Origin of the sequence: Paenibacillus sp. PvR133 (genome assembly GCF_017833155.1) — a bacterium.
Lineage (GTDB): Bacteria > Bacillota > Bacilli > Paenibacillales > Paenibacillaceae > Paenibacillus > Paenibacillus polymyxa_B.
The window spans coordinates 652,794-679,445 of record NZ_JAFIBS010000001.1 but is presented as its reverse complement, the minus strand read 5'-3'; the positions used below and the strand labels follow the sequence as shown (position 1 = coordinate 679,445).

At 45.5% G+C, this 26,652-nt stretch carries 21 protein-coding genes; 16 read left to right on the top strand and 5 right to left on the bottom strand.

Translation table 11 applies throughout. The features are described from left to right. Positions 1-21 precede the first annotated feature (21 nt). From JOE49_RS03015 to JOE49_RS03000, 4 genes are all read left to right on the top strand, one after another. Positions 22-1,029: a glycosyltransferase family 2 protein gene (locus tag JOE49_RS03015; RefSeq protein ID WP_023990627.1), complete on the top strand. Its 1,008-nt coding sequence runs from the start codon at positions 22-24 to the stop codon at positions 1,027-1,029. Next, entirely contained in the window at positions 992-1,411 is a 420-nt protein-coding gene (locus tag JOE49_RS03010) for a GtrA family protein (RefSeq protein WP_023990626.1), read from the top strand. Before JOE49_RS03015 ends, JOE49_RS03010 begins: the two co-directional genes overlap by 38 nt. Then, positions 1,408-3,009 (top strand): ArnT family glycosyltransferase, encoded by a 1,602-nt coding sequence (locus JOE49_RS03005; RefSeq protein WP_209940533.1) that lies wholly within the window; start codon positions 1,408-1,410, stop codon positions 3,007-3,009. Before JOE49_RS03010 ends, JOE49_RS03005 begins: the two co-directional genes overlap by 4 nt. Positions 3,010-3,112: 103 nt before the next feature. Continuing rightward, positions 3,113-4,747, top strand: a complete 1,635-nt coding sequence (locus JOE49_RS03000; protein WP_075154842.1) for a glycosyltransferase family 39 protein — start codon at positions 3,113-3,115, stop codon at positions 4,745-4,747. 74 nt (positions 4,748-4,821) lie between these two features. Here the strand turns inward: JOE49_RS03000 and JOE49_RS02995 are convergent, their stop codons facing one another. Beyond that, on the bottom strand, positions 4,822-5,610 hold the full coding sequence (locus tag JOE49_RS02995) for an alpha/beta hydrolase (RefSeq protein ID WP_209940532.1): 789 nt from the start codon (positions 5,608-5,610) through the stop codon (positions 4,822-4,824). Between the two features lie 266 nt (positions 5,611-5,876). Here JOE49_RS02995 and JOE49_RS02990 point away from each other — a divergent pair, with 266 nt between their 5' ends. Continuing rightward, positions 5,877-7,040, top strand: coding sequence for an S-layer homology domain-containing protein (locus tag JOE49_RS02990; RefSeq protein ID WP_209940531.1), 1,164 nt, complete (start codon positions 5,877-5,879; stop codon positions 7,038-7,040). A 71-nt stretch (positions 7,041-7,111) separates the two neighbouring features. Here the strand turns inward: JOE49_RS02990 and JOE49_RS02985 are convergent, their stop codons facing one another. Beyond that, positions 7,112-8,530: a VanW family protein gene (locus JOE49_RS02985; RefSeq protein ID WP_209940530.1), complete on the bottom strand. Its 1,419-nt coding sequence runs from the start codon at positions 8,528-8,530 to the stop codon at positions 7,112-7,114. 224 nt (positions 8,531-8,754) lie between these two features. Between JOE49_RS02985 and ftsE the strand changes: the two genes are divergently transcribed. The 9 genes from ftsE to JOE49_RS02940 all read left to right on the top strand — a co-directional run bounded on the left by ftsE (position 8,755) and on the right by JOE49_RS02940 (position 22,206). Next, a complete protein-coding gene (gene ftsE, locus JOE49_RS02980; protein ID WP_023990620.1) occupies positions 8,755-9,441 on the top strand; it encodes a cell division ATP-binding protein FtsE in 687 nt (228 codons plus the stop codon). Further along, positions 9,431-10,348, top strand: a complete 918-nt coding sequence (ftsX, locus tag JOE49_RS02975; RefSeq protein ID WP_013312238.1) for a permease-like cell division protein FtsX — start codon at positions 9,431-9,433, stop codon at positions 10,346-10,348. The genes ftsE and ftsX overlap by 11 nt, the downstream gene beginning before the upstream one ends. A gap of 86 nt (positions 10,349-10,434) precedes the next feature. Continuing rightward, complete coding sequence (locus JOE49_RS02970) at positions 10,435-11,718, top strand: M23 family metallopeptidase (protein ID WP_209940529.1); 1,284 nt, start codon at positions 10,435-10,437, stop codon at positions 11,716-11,718. Between the two features lie 206 nt (positions 11,719-11,924). Further along, positions 11,925-13,391, top strand: a complete 1,467-nt coding sequence (locus JOE49_RS02965) for a S41 family peptidase (RefSeq protein WP_023990618.1) — start codon at positions 11,925-11,927, stop codon at positions 13,389-13,391. A 164-nt stretch (positions 13,392-13,555) separates the two neighbouring features. Further along, positions 13,556-14,872, top strand: a complete 1,317-nt coding sequence (locus tag JOE49_RS02960) for a PDZ domain-containing protein (protein ID WP_209940528.1) — start codon at positions 13,556-13,558, stop codon at positions 14,870-14,872. A 177-nt stretch (positions 14,873-15,049) separates the two neighbouring features. After that, positions 15,050-15,607, top strand: a complete 558-nt coding sequence (locus JOE49_RS02955; RefSeq protein ID WP_023990616.1) for a class I SAM-dependent methyltransferase — start codon at positions 15,050-15,052, stop codon at positions 15,605-15,607. Positions 15,608-15,880: 273 nt separating this feature from the next. After that, on the top strand, positions 15,881-16,264 hold the full coding sequence (locus JOE49_RS02950; RefSeq protein ID WP_023990615.1) for a hypothetical protein: 384 nt from the start codon (positions 15,881-15,883) through the stop codon (positions 16,262-16,264). A 301-nt stretch (positions 16,265-16,565) separates the two neighbouring features. Next, on the top strand, positions 16,566-20,621 hold the full coding sequence (locus JOE49_RS02945) for a glycosyl hydrolase (protein ID WP_209940527.1): 4,056 nt from the start codon (positions 16,566-16,568) through the stop codon (positions 20,619-20,621). A gap of 187 nt (positions 20,622-20,808) precedes the next feature. Continuing rightward, on the top strand, positions 20,809-22,206 hold the full coding sequence (locus JOE49_RS02940) for a DNA-binding protein (RefSeq protein ID WP_209940526.1): 1,398 nt from the start codon (positions 20,809-20,811) through the stop codon (positions 22,204-22,206). A gap of 88 nt (positions 22,207-22,294) precedes the next feature. On the opposite strand, the gene JOE49_RS02935 is transcribed toward JOE49_RS02940, so the two are convergent. After that, the gene (locus JOE49_RS02935; protein ID WP_028542116.1) at positions 22,295-22,675 is read right to left on the bottom strand and encodes a helix-turn-helix domain-containing protein; all 381 of its coding nucleotides are present in this window, start codon (positions 22,673-22,675) and stop codon (positions 22,295-22,297) included. A gap of 254 nt (positions 22,676-22,929) precedes the next feature. Between JOE49_RS02935 and JOE49_RS02930 the strand changes: the two genes are divergently transcribed. Next, positions 22,930-24,339, top strand: coding sequence for a DNA-binding protein (locus JOE49_RS02930; protein ID WP_028542115.1), 1,410 nt, complete (start codon positions 22,930-22,932; stop codon positions 24,337-24,339). A gap of 204 nt (positions 24,340-24,543) precedes the next feature. Beyond that, positions 24,544-24,771 carry an aspartyl-phosphate phosphatase Spo0E family protein gene (locus JOE49_RS02925; protein ID WP_023990607.1) on the top strand — a complete coding sequence of 76 codons (228 nt, stop codon included), beginning with the start codon at positions 24,544-24,546 and terminating at the stop codon, positions 24,769-24,771. Between the two features lie 236 nt (positions 24,772-25,007). Here JOE49_RS02925 and JOE49_RS02920 read toward each other — a convergent pair whose 3' ends face one another. Further along, a complete protein-coding gene (locus JOE49_RS02920) occupies positions 25,008-25,823 on the bottom strand; it encodes a flagellar motor protein MotB (protein WP_160789173.1) in 816 nt (271 codons plus the stop codon). Then, the gene (locus JOE49_RS02915; protein ID WP_160789174.1) at positions 25,807-26,634 is read right to left on the bottom strand and encodes a flagellar motor protein; all 828 of its coding nucleotides are present in this window, start codon (positions 26,632-26,634) and stop codon (positions 25,807-25,809) included. The genes JOE49_RS02920 and JOE49_RS02915 overlap by 17 nt, the downstream gene beginning before the upstream one ends. Between the last annotated feature and the right edge of the window lie 18 nt (positions 26,635-26,652).

The following is a 26,652-nucleotide window of genomic DNA, read 5'->3' as shown; positions in this document are numbered from 1 at the left end:
ATGAAGAAAGAAGGAGCAAGAATGGAGACAAAAACACCTTTTTTATCCGTCGTCATTCCCATGTATAATGAAAGCTCGCATCTCGAGCGTTCACTTAAGGTAATTGATGGGGTATTGTCTGTTGTCACCTCACGCTATGAGCTCATCATAGTAGATGATGGTTCCAAAGACGATACGTGGCTCAAGCTGTCCGAATTGTCCCGTCGTATGCCCTCTTTGCTCGCGCTCCGACTGAGTCGGAACTTCGGTAAGGAACTGGCGTTGTGTGCAGGTTTGGAAAATGCCTCTGGCGATGCAATCATTGTCATGGACGGTGATTTGCAGCATCCTCCTGAAATGATTGGTGAAATGGTACGTTTATGGCAAAATGAAGGTTATGATTTGGTCGAATGTGTGAAAGAATTTCGGGGAGAAGAGTCGGTGGGCAAAAAGCTCGGAGCTTCTTTGTTCTACGCGACCCTGAACCGCTTGACGGGCTTTAATCTCAAGGATGCCTCCGATTATAAGCTACTGGATCGACGAGTGGTGGATGCCTGGATGGCGATGCCAGAACGGATGCCGTTTTTCCGTGGGATGACGGCCTGGTTAGGTTTCCGCAAAACCCAGATTTCATTCCGGGTGGCTCCACGCGAAGAGGGGCCAAGCCGCTGGAGTCCGTTAGGGCTGACTCGACTGGCAGCAGAAGCGATCGTTTCGTTTTCGACAGTACCGTTGCGAGTAGTAAGTCTGATGGGCCTCATTTTTATGCTGATTTCAGTCGTATTGGGGATTCAGACCTTAATGCGCAAATTAACGGGTGATGCTGTGACCGGTTTTACCACTGTCATTTTGCTGCTCTTGATTATTGGCAGTGTACTCATGCTGTCAATTGGTGTGGTAGGAGAATATATTGCCGCCATATATCACGAAGTCAAAGCTAGGCCTCGCTATCTGATAGCAGATAAACGGGCGAATGCTGACCGATTGTGGGTGGACAGGGAGTTTAATCAACATGATCAGACGTTCATATCTAAAGTATCCAATCATTAAATACGGTATTGTGGGGCTGCTGGGTACAGGTATCCATGTTGGTGTGCTTGTGTTGCTGGTGGAGTTGTTTACGGTACCAGCAGTAACGGCTACTACAATCGGATTCGTGGTTACATTGCTCGTTTCGTATGTGCTGAACCGAAACTGGACGTTCGAGCCTACCGGCGAGGGAAGCCGCACCCAGTTTCTTAAATATTTATTGGTCTGTACCTGTGGCTTGCTCTTAAATGCCGCTCTGATGTACGTGACCATTCACTGGATCGGTTGGTCGTATCTGATCGGTGAAGTACTAACTACCATCATCGTGCCTGTTCATAATTATATCTGGAACCGTTACTGGATCTTCTCCGTTCCGCAACAGCGTCAGAAAGAGGTTTCATGATTTTAAGAAAACACGGAAAATTGCTATCATTGTTTGCTTGTATTACTACTCTTGAACTGGCCGTGGGTGTGTATTTTGCATGGCATCTTGGCTATATGCATACCGATGCGCTCAGTCGAGTGGCTAACGCATTTTATGTGCTATACAGTCGTGACCCACACTTGGGTGCTATCGGGTTTGTATGGAATCCGCTGCCCAGTTTGATGGAACTGATAGTGCTGTTATTTTATCCTTTATTTCCGGTACTCGCTTCCCACGGGCTGGCGGCAGTGATTGTGAGCAGCCTGTTTGCAGGGGCGAGCACGGCATTATTGTATGCGACGGGCAAACAGTTGGGGCTTCACGGTGCAACCAGTTTGCTAATTGCGCTATTATTTTCACTGAATCCATTTATGTTTCTGTTTGGCTTCAACGGCTTAAGTGACTCGCCATATATCTTTTTCATCCTGTTGACTGTGAGTCGATTTTGTATGTGGTTGAAGGATCGCAAGGCGGCGCATTTGATCGTATCCGGTTTTGCGCTTGCATTGGCATTTTGGGTACGCTATGAAGCGGTCCCGCTTGGCGTTGCGATGGCTTTGGGTGTCCTGCTGACGATCTTTTTTCTGCATCGGTGGCGTACAAACAGAGAGAGGGTTAGAACGGAATTGTCTTTAAAAGAGCGCCTATACAAGGTGGAAGCGACATGGCTTCTATTGTTGTTGCCACTTGTCTTTTCCGGTCTGCTGTGGCTCTTTTTTAACTGGATTATCATGGGCGATCCGCTTTACTTTTTACGCTCGCAATATTCCAATTCCACACAATCAGCGGCTTTGTTGGAGGATCAACGCTTCGTGGCCATGTTTGCCCACCCTGTGCTGATGCTAAAGTTTATCGGGCAACGAACCTTATGGTATGCTGCTCCGTTGATTGCGATTTTGCTCATACGACTATTGGACAAACGTCTGTTGAGTTGGAGCACGTTAACGCTACTGGCCATTTTTTTATCGGTGCCAGGACTTCAGCTTTTGCTGATGCTCAAGCAGTCTTCTTTTGGATGGTTCCGATATTTTATGTATGTATTCCCGATTACAGTTGCCTGGTTGCCGTATGAGCTAAGTTTATTGAAGGGAAAAATGAGGGGGATCGGAATCTCTCTGGTAACAGCAGGAATGTTGGTAACAGCAGGCTTGTTATCCTACGCACTGACGAACCCCGCGATTGCAGCAGATGAACACAGCTATTTAACGCATAGTGGTAATGAAAGCTACGAACGGCAAATTATTGAGCGGAAAATAGCGCCGTGGCTGGATGAGCATTATGGTTCATCTCTCATTTTGACAGATTCTTATGCCGCCTATCCGATCATTTTGAGCAGCAAAATTCCGAAGAAGTTTATGATTACGAGTGATTTTGATTTTGGGGAATCTTTAATGGATCTGCCTGCTTCCAAGGTGGATTATGTCTTGGTCACGCGCTTGGTGGATGGGGTACCGCTGGATCAGGTGAACCGGAACTATCCTGATTTGTTCGAAAAGGGAGCGCCGTGGGCCTCGTTGGTACATGACTTTGACGGTCAGTGGCGACTGTACAAAATAGAGCATGCAGAATCGAAATAATTATGATATTTTAGTGCATCGTAGCGGAGGAAAGCATACAGCTGTAGGGTGTGAGTAGGCTACAGCTGTATCACCGCAAGAAGTTTGAGGGGGAACGAGAGGAATGTCCTTTCGCAAATGGTCTGCAAGCAGATGGATGGCTATAGGTCTGTTTGTATTTATACTTGCATTGGAACTGTCTGCGGGCATCTATTTCAGCTATGTTCTGGGATATATGCACACAGACGCGCTCAGTCGCGTAGCTAATGCATTTTATGTGTTGTACAGCCGGGACCCGCATCTGGGCGCAATCGGATTTATCTGGAATCCACTACCCAGTCTTCTGGAAATGGTGATTCTACTGCTGTATCCAATCTTTCCGGCATTAGCCACCTATGGATTGGCTGCTGTCATTCTTAGTGCTACCTTTGCTGCTTTGACCGCTATGTTGCTGTATCGGGCGGGGGTCAGAACAGGGCTTAGCTCACGGATGAGCATCATGCTGGCACTGTTGTATGCACTGAATCCGTTTATTTTACTGTTTGGTGCCAATGGGCTGAGCGATTCGCTATACATATACTTCATTATGATGACGGTGATTGAGTTTGCATTGTGGCTCAAGGATCGCATGACGGCAAGTCTTATTGTTTCTGGATTAGCGCTTGCCATGGCGTTCTGGACTCGCTATGAAGCGGTTCCTCTGGGCGTGGCAATGGCGGGTGGAGTGGTATTGGCGATCATGTTTCTTCATCGGAACATGGGCAGACGTGAACTGGCCTTGCGAGAAAAACTGCACAAGGTAGAGGCAACTTGGTTACTGCTTCTGCTCCCCGTGGTCTTTTCCGGGCTGTTGTGGATTTTCTTTAACTATCTCATTATGGGGAATGCTTTTTATTTCCTGAATTCGGAGTATTCGAACACGGCCCAATCGGCAGAGCTGCTGAATGATGATAAGTTTGTAGAGATTTTCTCCAATCCGCTGGTGGCCTTGAAATTTATTGCTTCCAAAACACTCTGGTATTCGGTACCGTTGTTTGCTATTCTGTTCATTCGTCTGTTGAGTGGACGCTTGTTCCGATGGGGAACATTGATTATTTTGCTGCTGTTCCTGTCAGTGCCAGGGTTGCAATTTTTACTCATGATGAAGCAATCTTCGTACGGATGGTTTCGTTATTTTATGTACGTGTTCCCAATTACCGTAGCCTGGTTGCCCTATGAGCTGAGCCAGCTTCAGGGACGATGGCGGAGGGCAGCCTTTGGCCTGGTGTCCGTCAGTCTGCTGCTTACCGCTGGATTACTTTCCTATGCATTGACTCGCCCGGATATTGCACCGGATGAGAACAGCTTTCTCACACGAACGGGGAATGTGAACTATGTGAGACAGGAGTCAGATCGTAAGATTGCCGTCTGGTTGGATGAGCATCTGCCGAAGTCTACCATTATGACCGATTCGGCTTCAGCCTACACCATGATTGTCTACAGCCAATATCCAAAACGCTTCCTGATTACCAGTGATTATTTGTTCAATAAGGCATTAAGTTATCCGCAGGATAACCATGTGGATTATATCCTTGTACCTAAGATCATGTCAGGCATGCCACTGAGTAAAATCAATATGGTATATCCGAATTTATATGAAAAAGGCGCTCCTTGGGTCCAGCTTGAACGTGAGTTTAACGGTGAGTGGCGCTTGTACAAGGTGCTACCCAAGTCACTAACTAAAGGATCTCCATCGACGGAGACCACGACAAATCCCTAATGTGCATAAAAATCCCCGAGCCTATCCCTTCGCCATGGTGCGATGAGGGAAGCTGCGGGGATTTTTTAACTTGTTTAGTGCTCTTGGAGCGGTAGCCACGCCAGTACATCCTGAATTTTCGCGTCCCAGTATCCCCATTCATGAGCTCCAGGACCTTCTTCGTAGGTCAGCGGAACTCCGGCAGTATTACATGTTTCACGAAAATCCTGATTTCCCTTATATAGGAAATCCTCCGTGCCGCAGCATTGGTAGAGCCGGGGAAGTGAGGTTCCCAAGGCAGCATGACGTTGTAACAGTTCCAGCAAATCGTGATCCGTTCCACGTATTTCATCTGGACCAAAAATGTTAAGCCATTCCGCTGGATTCATCGCATTTTGCATAGGATCGGTGCGTGATGCGTGTAAATCCATGACTCCCGAAAGGCTGGCAGCGGCTGCAAAACGCTCTGGATGCCGGAGCGCCAGTTTGAAAGCACCATATCCACCCATAGAAAGCCCGGCTACAAAATTATCTTCACGCTTGTCGGACAGAGGAAAGAATGAACGTGCCAAAGCCGGCAATTCTTCGCTGATAAAGGTCCAATAAGCCGCGCCTTGCTCCATATTCGTATAGAAACTCCGATGTACCTGGGGCATGACGACAGCTAGGCCCAATGAGGCGACATAGCGTTCAATGGAGGTTCGGCGTAACCAGGTTGAATCATCGTCCGATAGGCCATGCAGCAAATACAGCGTCGGATGTGGCCCGGTTCCTTGCTTGCCTTCCAGTCCAATTTGCGAACGGGTTGCCTGAGGAAGAATAACATTCATGGATGTGCTCAGACCAAGAACTTCAGAATAAAACTGACATTGAATAAGAGCCATAAGAAGACCTCTTTTCTTAGGGTTTTGTGACCTCATTGCGGTGTTCCAGCATATGACCGAATATTCATTCAGTATACCTTAGCTTGTCTAAATATACATATCCAAGTGAATGACTAGGCATTAAGTCCCGTTTCTTATTTATCCTACATTAGGAGGGGGTATGGTTATATGGGACGATTTTTTTAATTTGGGGGTTATTTGGGTTTGATTTCTGGTAAAGTGTTTAAAAAAGAATGATGAATCCAATCAGAGGAGGAATTTATAGCATGGGAAAAAAGTTAAGAAACACAGTTACAGGTGTATTGAGTACAGGTCTTATTCTTAGCGCATTCAGCGCAGCGGCAGCTGCTCCTCAAACTACAAGTGGACATTGGGCAGGAGATCAGGTGCAACGCTGGTCAGCCACAGGACAATTGGACGGCGCGGTGAAACCAGATGCGGCAATCACACGTGCAGAATTTATTGTTCTTCTGAATCGCAGCTTGGGTACGTTCACGCAGGATACTCCAGCAGTGACTGACGTAACGTATGCGGACAGTGTAAAAGTAAACGGTAATGGAAGCAGAACGTTCACAGATGTACCAGCTTCTCACTGGGCATACAACGAGCTGACAAGTGCCGTGAATGCAGGTTACATAAGCGGCTATGCAGATAACAAGCTCAAACCAAATGGTAAGGTAACACGTCAAGAGGCTGCGGCTATCGTAGGCAAAGCTATTGGACTCACTGCCGGTAACGCAGCAGATGTTACTAAATTCATTGACTCCGACAAAATTGGAGCTTGGGCGAAGAAAAGTGTAGCTGCAGCTGCGGAGCAAAAAATCATCAACGGTTATCCAGATGGTAAATTCCAGCCACTGAAGTCGCTGACTCGTGCAGAGGCGATTGCTATTCTGGACGCTGCTTCCGGTTACAACCTGAGCCCTGTTGATAATCTGACGACGACTCCTGGTGGAACGGTGACGGATTCCACATACGGCAACGTGACAGATTCCACTTATGGTAACACGTCGACTACTTCTGGCAGCGAAACAGAAGATAGCAGCACAAATACCAGCACAGATAGCACGACTACGGATAACTCTACAACAATAGATACCAACACAGATACAGAAACAACTACGGATACGACTACAGATAGCACTACAGACACAGCTACTGACGCGGTTGCAACTACGGAAGCACTGAAAGTCAACGATGTGTATGACGGAGAAGGTACAATTACGGGGACAGCTAAAGCAGGTTCCACAGTAACCGCCTATTCCAATGAACTGCCTATCGGTAGTGCAGTAGCCAAAGGTGATGGCACATTTAGTATCAGTGTGCTTACTCAAAAAGCAACGGTTAGGCTGGTAATCAAAGCTGAAGATGCAGACGGTAACGAAAGTGAGCCTGTAGAAATTTCTGTTTTGGGTAAACGCAGCGAGTAATTTATAGCTAAAATCCCCCTTTCACTCTGCCTGGAACAAGTCCAGCCGACAGTGGAAGGGGGATTTTTCGTTTATTCGCTTATACCGTCCTCGACAATAGATTTCTCGGGTTCATGTGTTTGTGGCTCAGACGATGTGCCACCGCCATAACTAGCTATAATGCGTTGCTGCGCTCGATACGTATCGCGGCTGATTCGGGTGCGATCTACAGTTTTTCCGTCTACCTTTTTTACCCGGAATGTTTCTACCACATACCCTTCTTTGCCTTGCCGAAGTACTTGATAGAAGCCGGGAGAAAGTGAGTCATTACGGAGTCTCTTCTCCGGTATGGGAAGTATGCGAACCGTATGGGATTCCAGTTCATACGAAACATTGGACGGAAATGTACCAAAAAATTTAACAGTAAGCGTTCGGTTTTGGACAGCCGCACGAAGTAGTAAATGCTTGCCTGTATTGTTTCTAAAACGAAAATTAATGGACCCTGTAGCAAAAGTCGCATCCTGACCTTTGGGCAGGTAGCTGACCGGCAAGGAATGGTTGCGGCGCTCAACAATGTCCAAACCGACTCGCAGTGCTGCATTATACACCGTGCTGGATACCTGACAAATCCCGCCGCCTATGCCGGACTCCAACTGACCGTTCACGATCACTGGAGCTTCACGAAAGCCATGAGTGCGCTCGGCCTTGGCAATCAATTGACCGTAGTCGAATATGTCGCCTGGCTTGAGAATTAAACCATCAACGGTGCTTGCCGCTGAATTGACGTTATACACACGTCCTTCCGAGCTGCTGCCGAGACTGGTGGAGAACTGGACGATTTTACGCTCAATCCCTTCGTTACGCAGGCTGTCCACCGAAATTTTCGGCTCCAGCTGAAGGAACGGTAATTCCACTCGTATCGGCTCCTCAGAAGCGGTAAAATCCTTGGGCAGCGCCTTATCCAGTGCGGCGTCCAGTTTGGGCCAATCCAGACGTCGCGCAGAGCGCCCCGGAATATAACGAACCTGATCATTCCCGTCAATCTGACGCACAGCATTGATAGGCATGCCATATCGTTGCTCCTCCCAATCGGCTCCGAATTGGGCTTTCAATATCTCCTTCTGTCGGAAAGATGTGATAGACCATTCCTTTTCGAAGCTAAAACGTGTCTGCACACGAGTCCATAGGTGCTCCGAGCTGAGCGCCTTCACGGCATTCCGAAATGCCTCCGCTTTATAACGAATCCCTGCTTCCCCGAGTGTAAGTTTTATATCCTGTGCACTGCTGTCACTGTCCGTCAGAAGCAGTGGGCGTTGCTTTAATGCATCCAGCTTTTTATCCACCAGCCGGAGAGCGGCTGTGTAATCCATGCTTCCTACGTTGACTCCTCCGACCCTTACTCCCTCCGGCAGCGTTTGTCTGTCGGCGTACAGATGAAGTCCCCCCCACAACATGGCCAGCGCCAGAACACCAGCCCATATCCAAATGACAGATAAATGAATTTTTTTCATAATGCAGATGTCTCCTGTCTGATAAGCTTGATAGCGTACTCGTGTGCCATATTATTCATATATATGTGCCAAAAGCAGAAAACTTTCGGTACTATTTAGGTAACAAATTTGTTACAATGATAAACGGTATGATGAAATAGAGAAGTTTTTAAAGGAAATGCATGGAATATGTCGAATGGATATTAGGTTATGCGTAATATGATTAAGCAGCGGGAAGTGATCGAGTGATTGAAATGCAGGATGTGTGGAAGACCTATACTAACGGAACCCACGCACTTCAAGGAGTATCGGTCAGAATTGACCGTAATGAATTTGTATACGTAGTCGGCCCGTCTGGAGCGGGGAAATCGACTTTTATGAAGCTTATTTATAGAGAAGAAGTACCTACCAAGGGGCAAATTTCAGTCAATGGTTTTAATATCGGGAAGCTCAAGCAGCGTAAAATTCCCTACGTTCGTCGTAACATCGGAGTCATTTTTCAGGATTTCCGCCTTTTGCCGCGTTTGACGGCTTATGAGAATGTGGCTTTTGCTATGGAAGTTATTGAAGCTCCTAAGAAGCTGATTCGCAAACGGGTACCAGAAGTGCTTGAACTGGTTGGCTTGAAAACAAAAATGAATCGTGAGCCTGCCCAACTTTCCGGTGGGGAGCAACAGCGTGTAGCAATTGCACGGGCGATCGTGAACAATCCTTCCGTGATCATTGCCGATGAACCTACGGGTAATCTGGACCCCGAAACATCGTGGGAGATCATGCAGTTGCTGGACGAAATTAATTTTCGGGGCACGACTATTGTAATGGCGACCCACAATAAGGACATCGTGAACTCCATGCGTAAACGTGTAATTGCCATTGAAAATGGCAACATCGTAAGGGATCAGGTAAGAGGGGAGTACGGATATGACTTTTAACACCTTCTTACGTCATGTGCGGGAAGGTTTCAAAAACATATTCCGCAATGGCTGGATGTCCGTGGCATCCGTCACCTCGATTATTGTGTCATTACTTATATTGGGCGTATTTATCATGCTGGTGCTCAATGTCAATTCCCTGGCTGATCAGGCAGATAGTCAGGTGGAGGTTAACGTATTTCTGGAGCTAAATGTAGAGCAGAACATGCGCGAAACACTGCAAAAGGAAATTGCGGCGATGCCGGAAATCAGCAAAACGACCTTTGTGACTAAAGCTCAGGGTTTGGAGGAGCTGCGCAAAGATCTGGGAGACAGCGGCAAGGAGCTGCTGGAGGGTTTTGATAAGGACAGCAATCCGTTACCGGACAAAATTGTAGTAGAAGTTATTGAACCAACAACGGTTCCATTTGTGGCCGAAAAGATTGAGAAGCTGAATACGTTGCATCCAGAGAAGCCGATTTTAAAGGTTCGTTATGGAAAAGGCACCGTAGAGACACTCTTTACAATTACGAAGCTTATTCGTAATGTAGGCTTTATATTCGTCGCCGGACTGGCGATCATGTCCATGTTCCTTATCTCGAATACGATTCGAGTGACCATATTGGCACGACGCAGAGAGATTGGCATTATGAAGCTGGTCGGTGCGACCAACTTTTTTATACGCTGGCCGTTTTTTATCGAAGGCGCGCTTATTGGTCTTATTGGTTCCCTTATTACTGTAGGTATTTTATTTACTGGCTATCAGCGTTTGCTGACCGCCGTTCAGGGCGATATAGCTCTGAATATGTTGAAGCTTATGCCACTTGAAGGCATTTGGATTCAGTTGAGTGCTTTGCTGATTATTTTGGGTATGCTGGTCGGAATTGTTGGCAGTACCCTGTCCATGCGCAAGTTCTTAAAAGTATAAAGAAGCGTTGGCTGGACGTCGTGGTCGGTATCAATTAGAACGGGGAAGCCCGGTGTTATTTTGCGATAAAGGATGGGGAGTGCAAGTTGAAAAAAACAGGATCTGTGTTGGCCGCTACCTTGGTAGCCGCATTGCTAATCCAGCCTTCTGACGGATATGCCAAAAGCATGAGTGAAATCAATTCGCAGCTGAACCAATTGGAAAAGCAGGCCCAATCTGCCAAGCAACAACAGGAAAAGGCTGCTCAAGATAAACAGTATGCTCAACATTACAAAAATAAAACCGTGCAAAACCTGAAAATTGTGCTTGCTCAGATTAACAGCGTCAGTGATCAGCTGACTCGTGTTGCGGTTCAGATTGATCAAACGGAAGATAATCTACGTGCGACTAAAAAAGATTTAGCTGAGGCCATTGATCGTATCCAGTCACGGGAAAAAATGCTGGAAACTCGTGTGCGTTTGATGTATACGGATGGAACCGTCTCATATATGGACGTGCTTATGTCTTCGTCCAGTTTTAGTGACTTTCTCAGCCGGGTAGATTCCTTGAAAACGATCGTGGAGCAGGATCAAATCCTGTTGGACGAGCATAAAAAGGACAAGGCATTGGTCGTAAGCAAGAAGAAACAGCTGGACACGGAATATAAAAATGCCAAGAAGCTCTATGCGCTCAAGCAGGACGCCAAAGCAGAACTGAATTCGAAGGAAAAAGAGAAACAAAGACTGATTTCCAATTACGATCATGATATTGCTGAGTCAGATGAAATCAGCGAAGAGCAAAATGACATGCTGGTAGCACTCGCTAACAAACGTGTGGGTCTGGTGCAGGAGAAGAACAAGCTTAGAGCGGAGCAGGCTGCCAAAGCAGCACGCGCTAGAGCGGCTGCACGTGCGGCTGAAGCCAAACGATATGCATCTTCATCCTCAGGTGCCGCCTCGAATTCCAGCCATGCGGCAGCCAGTACGTATACGGGTGGATCAGGCACGTTGGCTTTACCTGTATCCCATTACCGACTTTCATCTACTTTTGGCATGCGGGTACATCCGATTACTGGCAAGCTTAAAGGCCACACAGGTGTTGATATGGCGGCTCCTCAGGGAACCGATATTCATGCAGCCGAAGATGGTGTTGTCATTGTTGCCGAATGGTGGAGTGGCTATGGAAATACGGTTGTGATTGACCATGGAGACGGGCTATGGACCCTATACGGACACATTCGCAATGGCGGTACGGTGGTTCATACCGGGCAGACTGTGAAACGTGGTCAAAAAATTGCAGAAGTTGGTTCGACGGGCAATTCCACAGGACCTCACTGTCATTTTGAGGTGCGCGAAAATAACAAACCTGTAAATCCGATGAACTATTTATAGTAGATAAGGTAAGCCCTATTTATAGCCATTACGGTTGTAGATAGGGCTTTGCTGTAATGGTTAATATCCGATGAAGAACATGTGCATTGAGACACGGAGTAGGATACAATTAACATATTCCGTACAAGCTAGACGTATACTTCGTGGATGGATATGCGTTGTAAGGCAATAGGATACAAGATAATGAGAAGGCGGTGGACGATTAGATGTTGAAAAAAAGTACAGCGATACTCTTGATGGTGATCGGGCTGCTTGGCGGCAGTCTGCTCACTTTTGCCTATACTGGAACGACTACAGTAGGGAACAGCGCTCTGGGCGAAGGACTGCTGGCGAGTGTGACAGGTAGCAGTTCTACCTCCAGAAGTGATATCCGCAAAATTGAGACGGCGATGGACCTGATTCAGGGACAATATTATCAGGATGTGGATCGTACCAAGCTGGTGGATGGCGCCATCAATGGTATGATGGAGTCGCTCGGCGACCCGTATTCCTCTTATATGGGTAAAGAAACTGCCCAACAATTCGAGCAATCCATTGAAGGTTCTTTTACTGGGATCGGAGCCGAAGTAGCTGCCGAAAACGGGAAAGTAGTTGTAGTCACGCCAATTAAAGGCTCCCCGGCTGAAAAGGCAGGATTACGCTCTAAGGATATTATTTTGTCTGTTAATGGTGAAACACTGGACGGATTGGATCTAAACAAGGCCGTTTCCAAAATCCGTGGACCTAAAGGCAGTCAGGCAAAAGTCAAAATTCAGCGCAGTGGCTCTCCTGATCCGCTCGAATACACGATTACCCGTGACAACATTGATATGGAAACTGTAACGGCTCATATGGAAAGCGACGGTGTAGGCGTCATCACGATCACCCAGTTCTCCTTGAATACAGCAGAACGTTTCAAGGAAGAGTTAGCGAAGCTCGAAAAACAAGGGCTTAAAGGGCTCGTCATTGACGTGCGTAATAACCCGGGCGGCGTGCTTTCCGTGGTCATTGATATTGCACAGCAATTTGTACCTTCTGGCAAAACGATTGTACAAGTGGAAGACAAGAATCAGAAGCGTGAAGAAGAGAAATCCAAAGGATCACGTAAGAACTATCCAGTGACTTTGCTAATGAATAAAGGCAGCGCAAGTGCGTCCGAAATTCTGGCAGGTGCTCTCCAGCAATCAGCAGGTGCTGTGTTGATCGGGGAAAATTCCTTTGGTAAAGGTACTGTACAAACCAGCTATGACAAGCAAATGGGTGACGGTAGCCTGCTCAAAATCACGATTGCCAAATGGTTAACGCCAAATGGAACGTGGATTCATAAAAAAGGGATTAAGCCGAATATTGCGGTGGAACAGCCTGAATACTTCACAGCAGCACCGTTGAACAAGGAAAAGTCCTTGAAATACAATATGAATAGCAGTGATGTGAAAAATGCACAAATCATTCTGCAAGGCTTGGGATACAAACCAGGTCGCGAGGATGGCTATTTTGACAAAGTAACTGAAAGCTCTGTTATTGCTTTCCAAAAACAAGCGAAGCTGACGGCTAGCGGCATCATTGATGCGAAGACAGCAGCAGCGATGGAAGCCAAGCTGATTGAGAAAATTCGTGATCCGAAAAATGATAATCAACTCAAGCAGGGGATTGAAGAGATTCGGAAGGAAATGAAGACAAGCGCAGCGAAATAATAGTGAGGCTACAACAAGGGGGCTGGAAACAGCCTCCTTTTATATTGGGATTTATTTGCAGTCTGTCGGTTTGTCTTCCCTACGTTGGCAATTTCATATAGAATAAATGGATATGAAATGTACGTGATCCGCTATACAGCGGGCCAGGGGCATAAGGAGTGTGAATGGACTTGGAATGGGCATTACAATGGGGATGGAGCGTCTTGAATGCTTGCTTGTACCTGCTTTTGCAGCCGTTTTATTATATCTCAATACTCATTGTAGCACTTGGTTATCGTCGGCAAATGCTGCTGGAGCGCAAGCTATTTCATACCAAAATGCATAGCTGGGCTGCAGAGACCTGGCGTGTCGTATGGAGTGGTTTGCTTGCTGGAATGGCGCTATCTGCTCTGGGAATGTTCGTCAGTGTGCATCTGAACTCGGCTTCCATCGTGTGCCTGTGGGTAGCGACATTACTGCTCATGCTGGTACGCGTCCGTTACCTGTGTCTCGCTTATTCGGTAGGTCTGCTAGGTGTGGTTCAGTTTTTCTTAAACGTGGCCAGTGGCTGGCAACCTGGAGGAGCGCTTGGAACATCAGTAGCAGCCATCCGCGGATTGGATATTCCAGCACTGTTGGTGTTGGTCGCCGTGCTGCATGTGGCTGAGGCGCTGTTGGTTCGCTGGCAAGGGGGGAAGGCGGCCACTCCGCTGTTTGTCGAGGGCAAACGGGGAAGATTGGTTGGCGGTTATCGTATGGAAGACCTCTGGCCCATTCCGTTGTTGTTGTTGGTACCGACTCAGGGAGGATTCACGCTTCCCTGGACACCTTTGTTCGGCGGCGATGCCGGAACCGGGTATATGCTGGCAGCCTTGCCAGTCCTGATGGGCTTCAGCAGCGTGACGCTAGGCCAGCTACCACGACAGAAGGCGGTACTTACTTCGAACCGTTTGCTCCTGTATAGTGTGGCTTTACTTCTGCTGAGCTTGCTGGCTGCATGGTGGAGTCCGCTGATATTGCTCGCAGCGTTATTCTCCTTTCTGGCTCATGAGGCGCTGATCTGGTATGGTAATATAGAGGAAAGTCGTCTTAGCCCGATGTTTGTCCATCCGGAGCAAGGGATGCGTGTTCTCGCTGTGCTGCCAGACAGTCCAGCGACAGCCATGGGCATACTGCCGGGCGAGGCCATTTACCGCGTGAATGGGGTTGTTGTGAATACCCGTGCCGAGTTACACCAGGCCTTGCGAATCAACTCTGCTTTTTGTAAGCTGGAGGTACGCAATCTGCAGGGCGAGAGCAAGTTTGTGCAGCGAGGCATGTACGATGGCGATCATCACCAGCTAGGGGTCGTGCTTGCACCGGATGCAGACGCGAGCTGGGCCGTATCCATACAGCCAGCCTCCATCTATCGGATTGTTGCCATGCACATAGGCGCACGACGACGTAAAGCTGGACAGGCATCGCAGGCAGAGGATGCACATTTGGATACCATGGACAAATAGATGTTACAACAAGAGGGTAGTCATTATTTGATTAGAGTCGAATAAGGCTACGCTCTTTTTATATGCCGACAGTAGCCTGCTTGAAATCAATATTCTGATCGGTATACAATGAATATGTAATAAGAAGTGTTGATGAACCGAATGCCTATCATGTGTGTCAAGCAGGGAGAGAAAAAGATGAACGCGATTCACTTTATTCGAGAGTACATCAGGCATCCACGTAGCGTAGGCGCTGTTATACCCAGTTCAAGACAGTTGGCCAAACAAATTGCCACACCGATTTACTTTGACAAAGCATCGTGCATTATTGAATATGGTGCAGGAACCGGTGTGTTTACGCAAGAGCTTATTTTGAACAAGCGTCCAGAAACGCTACTTTTAGTGATTGAAGCTAATGAATCGTTTTACAAAACGCTACAAAGCAAGTACGGACACCTGGAGAGGGTACACATTATTCATGGATCGGCTGAGCATGTAGCGCAGTATATACGACAGTATGAGGTCCCAAAAGTGGATTATGTCGTGTCAGGGCTCCCTTTCACCAGCTTGCCCGCTGCATTATCCAGCCTCATTTTGGGACAAACGGCTGAGGTTTTGGGCCAGGAAGGCAAATTTATTACGTTCCAGTACAGCAAGGTCAAACACAATTTTTTTCGCACCTTTTTTGCTGACATTCAGATTAAAAAGGTAAACTGCAATGTCCCTCCCGCTTATGTGTTCACTTGCAGCCTGTAACTTTGCAGCTATGTAGAGGATTAGAATAAATACGAATGTGAATATACGGATAATTATGAGAAGACTTGGTCAGCGTCATTGAGATGCTGAAACAGTCTTTTTTTGTTGTGCACTTTTATGGATATATAAGAAGGGGATATGTTAAAAAGCAAAATTCATTTAAGGAATCATATTTTAAAATGGGGCTTAACCTATATATTACATAAGATGGAACCCGCTAGATTTTTGTAAGATTCATGATAAATCTGAACTTTTGTTAAAGGAGATTTATATATGGTAAAACCGCTGATATTCATGCGTTGGTGTGAGTACTATGAGTTAAGTGACCGTGAGACGGATTTTGTATCTTTTTTTATGATGAATTTCTCGGCTGCCCGTTCAGGCAATCAACCGAAGCTTAGGGAGCAGTTTGTTGAAATTCAGAAAAAAACCTTTCCTGAATACCCGTTTGATATTACCCCGGAAGAACTGGATTACTCCAAATTCGAAGGCTTGATGAAGCAAGTGTTGAAAATTCATTTTGACACGGCCGAGCTGCTATACTCCTTCTATCTCCAAAAGCTGTGCGCACCTTTGGCAGAATACATTTTATCCACTGGAGAATCAGAGCCTGCACGCATCTATTATAAGCTTATTCAAAAGGATAAAGTGCGCTAGGGAAGACGAGTGTGGATGAGCAAGAGCTATTGGGATACTCAAGCTATATGGTTATTTAAGAAATTAATACTAGCTAATTAAAATAATAGTTAAAAATGTCAATATACCTTTGTGTTAAGGTAATATTATAAATCCAGTTTCAAAGAAAGAAGGTGTTGTCTTCGGCTGGAACATTTCAAGCAGGGATATGACGCTGCAACGGAACGATAAGCTCGTTGGGGACAGGGAAGGGGCCTTAAAGCCTCAAGGAGGGGCATTCGTATGGGTGCCGCTCTTTTTAAATTGAAGGGAGGAAAACGGCATGAAGGCGAAAAATAGTAGTAGTATTTGGTCCAAACGTTCCAAATGGCTGCCTGTCGTCATGGCATGCACGATTATAGTAGGGGGTGCTCTACCGACTCCAACTGTAGTTCACGGTCAAACGGCAAAGACTGTTACCATTAAAGTCGATACATCCAAGGATCGTAAGCCTATTAGCCCTTATATTTACGGTACGAATCAGGAGTTGGCAGGCGATGAGAATCTGACTGCCAGACGACTTGGTGGCAATCGAATGACCGGATATAACTGGGAAAACAATATGTCCAATGCAGGAAGCGACTGGATGCAGTCCAGCGATAGCTATTTATGCGACAACGCCGGATTGACAAAAGCCGAATGTGAAAAGCCAGGTGCGGTAGCAACCTCGTTTCACGATCAATCGCTGAAGCAGGGCACATATTCTTTAGTCACACTGCCGATGGCCGGTTATGTGGCGAAAGATGGAAATGGAAGTGTGCAGGAAAGTGAAAAGGCCCCTTCTGCTCGTTGGAATCAGGTCGTAAACGCTAAAAATGCGCCGTTCCAACTACAGCCTGATCTGAATGACAATCAGGTTTATGCGGATGAATTCGTCAACTTTTTAGTGAAAAAGTACGGCGTTGCTTCAACAAAAACGGGCGTGAAAGGATATGCGCTCGACAATGAACCCGCTCTCTGGTCGCATACGCATCCGCGCATTCATGGTGAAAAGGTCGGAGCGAAAGAGTTGGTAGACCGGTCGGTAAGTTTATCCAAAGCCGTTAAGGCGGTTGACGCGGGTGCGGAAATTTTTGGGCCCGTTCTTTACGGTTTTGGCGCCTATAAAGATCTTCAAACTGCACCTGATTGGAACTCTGTAAAAGGCAACTACAGCTGGTTCGTGGACTATTACCTCGATCAAATGCGCCTCAGCTCGCAAGCCGAAGGCAAGAGATTGCTGGATGTCTTCGATGTACACTGGTATCCTGAAGCGATGGGCGGAGGCATACGAATTACGAATGAGGTAGGCAATGACGAAACGAAGAAAGCCAGAATGCAGGCGCCTCGTACCTTGTGGGACCCGACCTACAAGGAAGATAGCTGGATTGCTCAATGGAACAGTGAATTCTTGCCTTTACTGCCTCGATTAAAGCAGTCGGTGAATCAGTATTACCCGGGAACCAAGCTGGCTTTGACTGAGTATAGCTATGGTGGCGAAAATGATATTTCCGGCGGTATCGCTATGACTGATGTGCTGGGCATCTTGGGCAAAAACGACGTCTATATGGCAAACTACTGGAAGTTGAAGGATGGTGCCAACAACTACGTTAGTGCCGCTTACAAGCTTTACCGCAATTATGACGGAAAAAGCTCTACTTTCGGTGATATCAGCGTTCATGCACAAACGTCGGATATTGTTAATAGCTCGGTACATGCTTCCGTAACGGATGCATCCTACAAAGAACTGCACCTCGTTGTCATGAATAAAAGCATGGACAGTGCATTCGACGCCCAATTTGATCTTTCCGGCGAGACGACTTACGGTTCCGGTAAAGTATGGGGTTTCGACAAAAATAGCTCGCAAATTAAGGAAGCAGCGCCAATCACGCAAATTTCAGGCAACCGCTTTACCTATACAGTACCGCCTTTGACGGCTTATCACATCGTGTTGACTGCCGGCAATGATACGCCTGTAGAAAATCCTGAAAGCTTTGCGCTGAGGGCTGAGGCTGGCGATGGGAAAGTCGATTTATCCTGGGACGCTTCCAGCGGAGTTGTAGGTTACAGCGTACAGCGGGCAACGTATGAAAACGGTCCTTTTGCTGCTGTAGCATCCAACTTGGTCGAAACGTCTTATACGGATACGAACGTAACGAACGGCACTTCTTATTATTATAAAATAACCGCAAAAACAAAGGCAGGAACGAGCGCATCCAATGTCTTGAAAGCGGTTCCGCGGGCGCCTGTAGACGGTCCGGATCGCTATGAAGCGGAAGATGGCACGCTGAAGGGGACCGTTGTGGAATCCAGTGGGACCGGCTTCTCCGGTACTGGTTATGTAACTAATTTCCACAATGCAGGGGATTCCCTGACGATGACGATCCAGGCTCCCACGGCAGGCTTGTACAATCTTACAATCGGATACCGTTCTCCTCATGATGACAAACGCACGAATTTCTCTTTAAATGGCAAAGCGTCTGGAGAGCTGGTACTTTGGAAAACGGCTGATTTTAAAGAAACGTCCGGTGGTAAGGTTCTGTTGAATGCAGGGGCGAATACGATCGGTTTTGAAACAGGCTGGGGCTGGTATGATATCGACTATGTCAAGCTGGAGCCTGCTACTGACCGCCCACCACATGCAGTAACCAAAACGCTCACCAATCCGAATGCGACGGTAGAAGCAAGAGCATTGATGAACTATCTGGTTGATCAATACGGGAAGAATATGCTTTCCGGTCAAGAGGATATGCCCGAAATTGATTGGCTTCAAGCGAATGTAGGTAAAAAGCCGGCTATTGCGGCACTTGACCTGATTGACTATTCCCCAAGCAGAGCGGAACACGGTCTTAGTTCCACAGAGACGGAAAAGGCGATTGAATGGGATAAGCAAGGGGGCATCGTTACCTTTGCATGGCACTGGAACGCGCCGAAAGGTCTGATCGATACGCAGGGAAAAGAATGGTGGAGAGGCTTCTATGCCGATTCGACTACATTCGATATAGAATATGCAATGAATCATCCAGAGTCCGAAGATTATAAATTGCTTATTCGCGACATCGATGTGATTGCAGGGCAATTGAAGAAGTTGCAGGATGCGAAAGTTCCTGTTCTGTTCCGTCCTTTGCACGAAGCGGAGGGCAAATGGTTCTGGTGGGGCGCTAAAGGTCCTGAGCCTGTTAAAAAATTGTATATTTTGATGCACGACCGTTTGACTAATGTGCACAAATTGAACAATCTGATCTGGGTCTGGAACTCTGTTGCTCCCGACTGGTATCCGGGAGATGAGTATGTGGATATTTTGAGCTTCGACTCTTATCCGCAAGCAGGCGACTACAGCCCGCAAATTGCAAAATATGAAGACCTTGTTACATTGGGCAAGGACAAAAAGCTAGTTGCCATGAGCGAAAACGGGCCTATCCCGGACCCTGATCTGATGAAGGCGTATCAAGCCCATTGGAGCTGGTTCGCTACATGGTATGGGGATTTCTTGAGAGACGGCAAACAAAACAGTCTTGAGCATCTGAAAAAAGTGTATAATCATCCGAACGTCATTACGCTTGAAAAGCTCCCGACTAACTTAAAAACGTATGGCATTACCGAGCAACCGTCAGTACCGGGCAGCTTCACGCTGAACGCAGCGGGCGAAACGGCGAAAGTAAAGCTGAGCTGGACAGCATCAGCGAATGCAGCAAGCTATGAAGTGAAGCGTTCGACGGTTGAAAACGGCGCTTTCGCCACAGTAGCGAGCGATGTATACGGAAGCAGCTACACCGACACAGCCGTAACAGCAGACACGACGTACTATTACCAAGTCGTAGCGAAGAACGATGCAGGTCAAACGGTTTCGAACACGGCTAGCGCAGCGCCGAAAGCGGATACTCAGCAGCCGACAACGGGATTGGTGCTCCAGTATCGCACAGCGGATACAAATGTGAACGACAATCACTTGAACCCGCATTTCCAAATTGTAAACAAAGGTACAATCTCCGTACCGATCAACGAGTTGAAAATTCGCTACTACTACACGATCGACGGTGACCGTGAGCAGACATTTAACTGCGACTATGCGGTGCTGAGCTGCTCGAAGCTGAATGGTAAACTGGTTAAAATGGATAAAGCCGTAACTGGCGCTGATTATTATTTGGAAGTCAGCTTCAACTCGGATGCAGGCGTGTTAGCCTCTGGAGGAAGCACGGGCGGAATTCAAACTCGTATTCATAAAACAGACTGGTCGAACTACAACGAAAGTGACGATTACTCGTATAAAGGCACGCAAACTTCATATGCCGATCATACGAAGGCTACGTTGTATCATAATGGTGTACTTGTTTGGGGAACCGAACCGACAGCTAATTAAGACAGGCGTCCATCGTTGAAATGAGCAGGGGATTTAGTATCCCACCTGCTCATTTTTTTGTACAAAAATACTCCAAGAGATATGTTTGATTATTATATTCAGGTTTAAGAAATCACGAACTAAAATTACCTTATAATGTTAGTGGAGACGAAAAATATAATTCTTCAAGCTAAAGAGGGGGATTAGCATGGAACATACACCTACGATCCGCTCGAAGATAGAGACAGAACTAAAGCAAAGGGGGCATACATTTAGCAGCTTCAGTAAAGTATCTGGAATTAACCGTGGCATATTTAGCACCATGCTTAACAGCAACCCACCTAAGCCGATCTCGGTTCGGCAGATGGACTTGATTACCAAGGCATTGGGATATCCCGAAGGCTGGCTGTATGAGTTATACATAGATGAATGCTTTTATGAGGGAAAAGGACACTGGAAACGGATTAAGCCTTTTTTATTACGTTGTGTAGAGTTAGGGAGGGAAGACTGTATTCAAAAGGTATTGTGGAGACTGACCGAGGACTTGTCCTATGTACCGACGATATTTGAGCTTGCAGAAGAACTACACGAAGCAGGAAAGAAAAAGGAGTCTACTCCCTTTTATGAGTGTGTAATTGAAAATGAAAAATATTACCACTCGGAGCGGTTGGCAATCTGCCAGTATCGTTTGTTTTGTTATTCTCTGAATACTGACTTGGATAATAATCGTCAAGCAACTATAAAGTTTGCACCGTTTCGGAGGAATCTTCCCGAGAATTACCAATTAGACGCGTTGTTAAAATTGACTAATGCATATTTCCAATTTTATGATTATGAGGCGGCTATACACTATGCGAAGGAACTTGAGGTACTAGTCACAAGCATTTATTGGCATCAAGCTCAAGCGAGGGCGAAGAATCGCGAAGTTATACGTTTAAATACAGAAAGACATCTAATCGTTTATTATGGTCAAGCCTATTTAATGCAGGGAAACTCCTTCGAAAAACAAGGGCTATATGAAGCAGCTATGAAGTTCATACCTTACTATGAAAATCTAACTGGATTTGAAGGTCTGGATGAGATTGGAATGATAGAGGCACAGAAATTCGAAATATGGGGAATAGCAAACCGTTTGAATTTAGAAATTCTGATGGGGGATACGGCTAGTTTGCCTGCCTATGTTGAACTTATTAGAAATAATCCTCAGGAAATATTACTTGGGCTATTGACTATTATAGAATCGGCCAATCATTACCGTTACTCAGTAGACGAAACTCTGGTTCTTTTTGCTGAGAATATTAATGAATTTAGGGAGCTACGTACAAATATTTCGTATTATCATACAAATAATGATCTGCTGACATATTCTCGTTTTTTTCTTGAGCTTAGTCGATACTATTTCAGTAAAGGAAGCTATACCGAGGCAATAGACAGTATGCTGATTAGTTTAAAAGCCTCCTCAGAGTTAAACGATAAGAATTACTATATCAAGTCCATCACGCTATTATTTGAGAAATATAAGGATCACTCGACCGAAGAACAACGAACAGAATATAAAAAAGTGATACAAGCAGTGGAAATTAGTATGAGGCAAATGACCTCTTAGAGCAAAAAAAGGGCTATGTTTCTCTACCTAGAGTAGAAGATCACATAGCTCTTTTAATTTTTCGTGCATGTTAATTGAGTGAAATTTACTATTCCTCATGTGTATCAGGGGTGTCGGAGCTACTCTCCAAAAGCTCGCTTTGTGAAGAAGAGAACAGTTCCTTCAATATGCGATAAGCTTTATTTTGCCCTGCTTCATTCTGCTGGGAAAGGATATGAATGCATTCCCAAATCCAGGGCTGGCTTTTGAGTTCTTCATATGGATTATAGTCAAAAAATGCAAATACGTTCGTGTTCAGCGCCTCTGCTATTTTTTCCAGTGTTTTGATCTGCACATTGACCTCACCGCGCTCCAACTTGCCGATATAGGAACCTGTTGAATCGGATGCTTCTGCTAACTGTTCTTGTGTAATACCACGCAATTTTCGAAATTGGCGAATTTTCGTTCCTATAAGTTTCGTCGTTTCCATAGACCTCCACACTCCTATAGTATGAGTGTAGACAAAGCCAGATCAGGCGTGGAGGTAATTAAATTGCCTAAATTGTTATATATTTAGTTCTTGTGAGAACTATTTAATAAACATCAAATTCCATAATATAATAAAACAGTGTAGAAAAGGGGTTGACCACCATCCAATTTATTCATATAATTTCTAGTATATTGTAATTGATTGTCGAGGAGGGTGATTTTTAAAATCATCTGAATACGCCGGGGGTGTTTTTATTGGAAAATGCAACCACGATCCGTTCGGAAATTGAGAAAGAACTAAAACTTGGTGGCTACACTTTTAATAGTTTTGGACAAGCTACGGGGCTTAACCGGGGCATATTTAGTGCTATGCTTAATGGCAATCCGCCTAAACCTATCTCGGTAAGACAAATGGACTTGATTACCAAAGCATTTAATTATCCAGAAGGCTGGTTGTATGACCTGTATGTGGATGAATGTTTTTATGATGGAAGACCTCATTGGAAAAGGGTCAAGCCGTTCCTGATTCGTTGTGTTGAAGTAGGGAATCTGAGGTGTGTGGAGAAAGTACTATCTCGATTAATGGAGGATCTTAATCATATTCCTACAATTTTCACTTTAGCAGAAGAGTTGTATGAGGAAGGAAAGCTAAAGGAAGCTATTCCTTTCTATGAATGTGTTATTGAAAATGAAAAGTACCAACATTCTGAGAGATTGGCAATCAGTCATTATAGAATTTTTTCAATCTCTGTTAGTGAAAGTATGGAAAGAAATTTGGAGGCCGCACTAAGATTTGTACCCTTTAGAAATCGGGTACCCTTAGAATATCATTTAGATGGTCTGCTTAAACTGTCAAATCTTTATTTCAACTTGCATCAATGGAAAGAAACAGAGCGTTATGCAGATGAATTAAGAGCGCTTGCAACTATTGTTTGTAAGAGCAGAGAAACTAATAAAAAGAATGTTACATTGAAAACTGAGAGACATTTAGTGGTCTACTATGGTCAAGGTTACTTAATAAAGGGTAATGCTCTGGAAAAACAAGAGAAGTATGAGGAAGCAATGAAGTATATTTCTGGCTATGCCGATTTGAGTTGGTTTGAGAATTTAGGAGAGATTGGACAAAAAGAAGTACAAAAGTTCACCCTTTGGGCAAATGCTAATCAACTTAACTTGAAAATTCTTATGGGCGATACAGGTAGTTTGCCAATATATATTCAATTTTTAAAAAATAACCCACCAGAAATTTTATTAGGGTTATTAACGATAGTAGAGTCGGCTAACAAGCATGGTTTTTTAATTGAAAATATCCTCCAACAGTTTTCCCGCGAATTAAACTCATTTAATGATGAATTATCTATGGAAACCAGTTATTATGAACCATCATTTAGTTATCATACGTATGCTGATTTTTGTTATCAACTAACAATATATATGTTTAATAGCCATTCCTATGAAAATGGTATTTATTATGTTTTAAAATGCTTGAGAAAATGTCTTCAAATCAATAACAAAGAAAAGTTTATGATCTGCACAGCAATATTTGGGAAATTTAGAGCGCAGGCAACAAAAGACCAAATATCAGAATATGAAAGTATCATGGAGGAGGTCTTGATAAGTGCGAATAAAAAACCTGAGGTTCATTCTAATTATAGGGCTCTTTAGCTTTTTAGAATACTCTCATAACATTGTTTTGTTTGGCCATGGGATGGGCGGTTAATAGTTATCAAAAAACAGCCTCGGTAAGGCTGTTTTTTTGATTCATCCCGTTAAAGGGATGAATTGGGTTTTATTATATTTTTAACCTGTAGGGAAGGTATCAGCTTGTAAACTAATGTAAATACCATACCGAACAGGAGGTTTATTGATGTGAAATGGAAACAATTGGAGGAATGCATCGAAGAAAAGCGGAAGGAACTAAATGATTTGGCGAATGAGGTGGGATTGAAGGATCGGCGGGTGTTAATCAAGTCCATGGAGTTGGATCGACTCCTTAATAAATACAGTGACTGGAAATATAGCTATCGCAGACAACAGAGCATACCCCAAAGTTCACAAATACAAGAGAAGCAACACGAGCTTGTCCTATCTTATTAATCTTCAAGTATCATGACAAGATAAAACCTAACTTCACTAGGGCTTCTAATACATAGTGGGATATAGAATAAACAAAATAATCTCTATTGCGTCTCGTACGCCGCTCTTATACACGTTGTTCGTACGGTTTATTGTTCTGCGTCTACATCAGAGCGGAAGCCATGTATTAATGATGAATATGTATCAAAAAAACCTCCCGATTCACGTTATTGCGTGACTCAGGAGGTTTTTGGGTTTTACTGTTGAAGCTGGCGAAGCACGGTGATTTCGACACGGCGGTTTTTTTGTCGTCCAGCTTCGGTGCTATTGTCACCAACCGGCCGGGTATCTGCGTAACCCGCATACTGAAATCCTGAGGGTGAAAGTTGCTCTCTGTCGAGAAAGAATCGGAGTACGGACAGTGCCCGTGCACCGGAAAGCTCCCAATTGTCCTTATACGTCGATGAGTTAGAGGAGCGCGTGAACGGAATGTTGTCTGTATGGCCCTCAATGCTAATCGGTGTTTTCAAATCTCGAAATAGACTGGCCAACTTGGATAGCGTGTTGGCAGAGCCTTGCTTGAGTGCAGCTCTACCTTGATCGAATAAAAAGCGGTCATTCAGTGTAATGACAATACCACGCGGCTGATCTGACACGAAAATCTGGTTTTCCAGTTTGTTGTCCGTAATATATTCTTGAATGACACCCATTAGATTTTGCAGCTCTTTTTCCTGCGTGCGGAATGCTTGTTCACGTTCGGTGAGCTTTGTCGATCCAGCTTCCTTTTTATTGGCTGCCGGTTGCTTGGTCGTGGGTGGATTTTTGCTGGTGTAACGATCGGCAGTACCTGTAATGCCCGAGCCTTGCTCCAAAATAGAATCTCCCTTGTGGAACGTATCCTGGAGGGATTGAACAACGACATCGTATTTTTTAGCATCCAGACTACTCATGGCATACATCACAACGAAAAATATGAGCAGCAGGGTGATCAGATCGGCATAGGTAATCATCCAGCGGTCACGATGGTCTCCGCCGCCTCCTTGACCCCCACGGCGCTTACCGCGCGCTCTCATGGAAGTCCTCCTTTGGAGAAGCGTCCTCTGTGCGTGAGCGACGAGGCGGTTTGTGATCTATATTTTGCTCTGAGCGGATAAAGAACTCCAACTTTTTGCGTACAAGCTTTGGATTCTCTCCGTTTTGGATAGCCAAAATACCTTGCAGCAGCAAATCCATAGTGATAATTTCACTCTCACTGGCAGCTCTTATTTTGGATGCGATGGGCAGGAAGATCAGATTGGCGCTAGCAACGCCATATAGTGTTGCGATAAAAGCAACAGCAATGGACGGACCAAGCGCAGTAGGCTCGGTCAGGCTGCCCAGTACATGGATCAGGCCCATGACAGTACCGATAATCCCCATCGTAGGGGCATAACCGCCTGCGGATTCAAATATTTTGGCGTATCCTTCATGTTTGTGTTCAATGGCATCTAACTCAAGCTCTAAAATCTGTTTGATCTGCTCCTGCTCGGTGCCGTCGATGACCAACTGAAGACCTTCACGCAAAAATGCATTCGGATGCTCTGATGAAGTACGCTCTAGCGCAAGCACACCGGATCGGCGTGAGGTGGCAGCCATGGAAACCAAATCTTCTATATATTGCTTCGTAGGATTCTCCTCACGGCTAAATGCCATCCGTAGAGCGGTGGGGATCGTCTTCAGCTTGGAAGCTGGGTAGCTGATCACAACTGCGGCGAAAGTTCCCCCAAATACAATTAGAGCCGATGTACCTTGAAGCAGCCCTGTAAATTCGCCGCCTTCCCATAAGAAGCCACCGATTAATGCTATGATTCCGGCGATGATGCCCAATACGATGGTGATATCCAAAATTTAATTCACTCCTAT

What these genes read in the sequence shown, in the direction of transcription:
- JOE49_RS03015 (WP_023990627.1), top strand. Translation starts at nt 22, where the DNA reads ATGGAGACAAAAACACCTTTTTTATCCGTCGTCATTCCCATGTATAAT.
- JOE49_RS03010 (WP_023990626.1), top strand. Translation starts at nt 992, where the DNA reads ATGATCAGACGTTCATATCTAAAGTATCCAATCATTAAATACGGTATT.
- JOE49_RS03005 (WP_209940533.1), top strand. Translation starts at nt 1,408, where the DNA reads ATGATTTTAAGAAAACACGGAAAATTGCTATCATTGTTTGCTTGTATT.
- JOE49_RS03000 (WP_075154842.1), top strand. Translation starts at nt 3,113, where the DNA reads ATGTCCTTTCGCAAATGGTCTGCAAGCAGATGGATGGCTATAGGTCTG.
- JOE49_RS02995 (WP_209940532.1), bottom strand. Translation starts at nt 5,610, where the DNA reads ATGGCTCTTATTCAATGTCAGTTTTATTCTGAAGTTCTTGGTCTGAGC.
- JOE49_RS02990 (WP_209940531.1), top strand. Translation starts at nt 5,877, where the DNA reads ATGGGAAAAAAGTTAAGAAACACAGTTACAGGTGTATTGAGTACAGGT.
- JOE49_RS02985 (WP_209940530.1), bottom strand. Translation starts at nt 8,530, where the DNA reads ATGAAAAAAATTCATTTATCTGTCATTTGGATATGGGCTGGTGTTCTG.
- ftsX (WP_013312238.1), top strand. Translation starts at nt 9,431, where the DNA reads ATGACTTTTAACACCTTCTTACGTCATGTGCGGGAAGGTTTCAAAAAC.
- JOE49_RS02965 (WP_023990618.1), top strand. Translation starts at nt 11,925, where the DNA reads ATGTTGAAAAAAAGTACAGCGATACTCTTGATGGTGATCGGGCTGCTT.
- JOE49_RS02960 (WP_209940528.1), top strand. Translation starts at nt 13,556, where the DNA reads ATGGACTTGGAATGGGCATTACAATGGGGATGGAGCGTCTTGAATGCT.
- JOE49_RS02955 (WP_023990616.1), top strand. Translation starts at nt 15,050, where the DNA reads ATGAACGCGATTCACTTTATTCGAGAGTACATCAGGCATCCACGTAGC.
- JOE49_RS02950 (WP_023990615.1), top strand. Translation starts at nt 15,881, where the DNA reads ATGGTAAAACCGCTGATATTCATGCGTTGGTGTGAGTACTATGAGTTA.
- JOE49_RS02945 (WP_209940527.1), top strand. Translation starts at nt 16,566, where the DNA reads ATGAAGGCGAAAAATAGTAGTAGTATTTGGTCCAAACGTTCCAAATGG.
- JOE49_RS02940 (WP_209940526.1), top strand. Translation starts at nt 20,809, where the DNA reads ATGGAACATACACCTACGATCCGCTCGAAGATAGAGACAGAACTAAAG.
- JOE49_RS02935 (WP_028542116.1), bottom strand. Translation starts at nt 22,675, where the DNA reads ATGGAAACGACGAAACTTATAGGAACGAAAATTCGCCAATTTCGAAAA.
- JOE49_RS02920 (WP_160789173.1), bottom strand. Translation starts at nt 25,823, where the DNA reads ATGAGAGCGCGCGGTAAGCGCCGTGGGGGTCAAGGAGGCGGCGGAGAC.